This is a genomic window from Curtobacterium sp. B18, assembly GCF_000333375.1.
Classification (GTDB): domain Bacteria; phylum Actinomycetota; class Actinomycetes; order Actinomycetales; family Microbacteriaceae; genus Curtobacterium.
On sequence record NZ_BACZ01000367.1, the window covers coordinates 1 to 2,395 of the forward strand.

3 protein-coding genes are annotated in these 2,395 nt (G+C 70.9%); 2 read left to right on the plus strand and 1 reads right to left on the minus strand.

The features are described 5' to 3' along the window. Positions 1-471 (minus strand): inorganic phosphate transporter (locus I5E_RS09925; protein WP_022906840.1); only part of this gene is annotated, 471 nt, incomplete at its 3' end. A gap of 86 nt (positions 472-557) precedes the next feature. On the opposite strand from I5E_RS09925, the gene I5E_RS09930 reads away from it, so the two are divergent. Further along, positions 558-1,433: an alpha/beta hydrolase gene (locus I5E_RS09930; protein ID WP_022906841.1), complete on the plus strand. Its 876-nt coding sequence runs from the start codon at positions 558-560 to the stop codon at positions 1,431-1,433. Between the two features lie 79 nt (positions 1,434-1,512). Beyond that, the coding region (locus I5E_RS09935) for a lipoate--protein ligase family protein (protein ID WP_022906842.1) at positions 1,513-2,395 on the plus strand (883 nt) is incomplete at its 3' end.

The following is a 2,395-nucleotide window of genomic DNA, read 5'->3' on the forward strand; positions in this document are numbered from 1 at the left end:
CGTCGCGACGAGGGCGATGACGCCCGCGATGACGGGGGAGAGCAGGGCCGGCAGGACGACCTTCGAGACGACCGTCGCCCAGTCGACCGAGTTCAGGCCCGCGCCGATGATCGACGCGCCGATGAGCCCGCCGAAGAGCGCGTGCGTCGAGGACGACGGCAGCCCGAAGTACCAGGTGGCGAGGTTCCACAGCACGGCGCCGACGAGTCCCGCGAAGATCATCGTCGGCGAGATGTGGATGCCGTCCTGCCCCTCGCGGATGATGCCCTGCGAGACGGTCTTCGCGACCTCGGTGGACAGGAACGCGCCGACCACGTTGAGGACGGCGGAGATGAGCACGGCGGTCCGGGGCTTCAGTGCTCCGGTGGCGACCGAGGTGGCCATGGCGTTCGCGGTGTCGTGGAAGCCGTTCGTGAAGTCGAACACGAGGGCCACCACGATCACCAGCACGACGGTGACGAGGACGTCCATGCGCGAGACGGTAGGCCCGCTCCGAGCCCACTGCGTGAACGCCGGGTGAACAGCGCGCGGGCGCGCCCGTCTGCGAGGATGCGGGTGTGCCCACGTTCTCTGCAGCCCGAGGCGACGCCTCGTTCACCGACGCGCACGGCGTCGAGATCGTCTACTCGACCTGGCGTGCGGCGCGACCGAAGGGGATCGTGCAGATCGCCCACGGCGTCGGTGAGCACGGGCTCCGCTACGAGCCGCTCGCGCAGGACCTCGTCCGCGCCGGCTGGACCGTGCACGCGAACGACCACCGTGGGCACGGTCGCACCGGGCTGGCGCAGTGGGACGGCGACCACGCGAAGCTCGGACGACTCGGCCCCGGTGGACTCCGTGCGGCGATCGCGGCCGTCGAGCAGATGAGCGCCGTCGCGCGCGAGGACACCCCCGGCGTCCCGCTCGTACTGCTCGGACACTCGTGGGGCTCGCTCATGGCCCAGCGGATCGTGAACACCTCGTCGGGGTCGTACGACGGGGTCGTCCTGTCCGCGAGCGCGTACCGGCTGCCGGGGTGGATGAACAGCGGTGACCTGAACGCCCGGCACGCGGGTTCCGGCCCGACGAAGTTCGAGTGGTTGACACGCGACCGGTCCGTCATCGAGGCCGTCGCGGCCGACCCGCTCGCGGTCGAGGCGGACGTCATCGGGCTCTTCGGGATCCGCGACGCCCTGCGGCTCCTCGGGGTCCCGCGTCGGGGGATCCCGCACGACCTGCCGATGCTGTTGCAGGTCGGCTCCGAGGACTCCCTCGGCGGACCACGCTCGGTCGAGCGGCTGGCCGACGCCTACCGGCGTCGCGGCGGACTCTCCGACGTCACCGTGCGGGTGTACGAGGGGGCCCGCCACGAGGTCTACAACGAGACGAACCGCGACGAGGTCGTCGCGGACCTGGTCAGGTGGCTGGACCGGGCGGTCGCGCGCACGGCCTGAGACGGTTCCGGCTGTCGGACGGGAGGCGCGGGTCGGCGCCGTCNCGCGCCTCCCGTCCGACGCGGCGTAGGCTCGTCGTGTGCACGGTGAGTACAAGGTCCCAGGCGGGAAGCTGGTCGTCGTCGACCTCGAGGTCGTCGACGGGGTGATCGACCAGTTCCGGCTCGCCGGGGACTTCTTCCTCGAACCGGACGACGCGCTGCCGCTCATCGACGCCGCCGTGGACGGCCTGCCGGCCACGACCGACGCCGCGGGCATCGCCGCCGCCGTGCGGTCCGCCCTGCCGGAGGACGCCGTCCTGCTCGGCTTCACCCCCGAGTCCGTCGGGGTCGCGGTCCGCCGAGCCCTCTCGCGTGCGTCGACCTGGCGCGAGTACGACTGGGAGATCATCCACGAGGGACCGATCAGCCCGAACGAGCACCTCGCGCTCGACCAGGTGCTCACGGAAGAGGTCGGGGCAGGTCGCCGCGGACCCACCCTGCGCATCTGGGAGTGGGACCAGCCGGCGGTCGTCATCGGGTCGTTCCAGTCCCTGAAGAACGAGGTCGACCCCGAGGGCGCGGCGAAGTACGGCGTCGAGGTCGTCCGTCGGATCTCCGGCGGTGGCGCGATGTTCATGGACGCCGGCGCGATCATCTCGTACTCGCTGTACGTGCCGACCGACCTCGTGCAGGGCATGACCTTCGCCGACTCCTACGCGTACCTCGACGAGTGGGTGATCGAGGCGCTGAAGTCCCTCGGCATCGAGGCGTACTACCAGCCGCTCAACGACATCTCGTCGACCAAGGGCAAGATCGGTGGGGCCGCGCAGAAGCGGCTCGGCACCGGGTCGCTGCTGCACCACGCCACCATGAGCTACGACATGGACGGCGAGAAGATGGTGCAGGTGCTGCGCATCGGCCGCGAGAAGATGAGCGACAAGGGCACCACGTCGGCCGCCAAGCGGGTCGACCCGCTGCGCT